The 292-nt window shown below is 45.5% G+C and carries 1 pseudogene; it reads right to left on the reverse strand.

Features of this window, described 5'->3' with window-relative positions:
- Positions 1-216, reverse strand: a pseudogene (locus AB4585_RS29040) (G-D-S-L family lipolytic protein); the annotation flags it as partial.
- Positions 217-292: the final 76 nt, after the last annotated feature.

A 292-nucleotide genomic window follows, 5' to 3' on the forward strand; every position in this document is an offset into this window, starting at 1 on the left:
GCAGGGAAGAAGATAATCTAGCCCTTTTTTCCCAGGAGCATATGGGTCTTCTAGTGTTGTAGTGCGGCTGTTTTGCCCTTCTTCTATGATGCGATAATGTGGCGAAAGGTGCTGTTGTAATAGCATAGGCCAACGCTCGTTTTCATAGTATCGGCGCGGCAGATCCGGCGAGTATCCCCAGGTGTTTGAATCACCAAAGCAGAGCACAGTTGTCATCTAATTAATCCCTTCAGAAAGTGGTTATGAAGTCAGAGTTCGGCTGGTAAATAACGTCGTCATTCCAATTCTATAT

Source organism: Vibrio sp. 10N.222.49.C9 (assembly GCF_041474985.1).
Classification (GTDB): domain Bacteria; phylum Pseudomonadota; class Gammaproteobacteria; order Enterobacterales; family Vibrionaceae; genus Vibrio; species Vibrio crassostreae_C.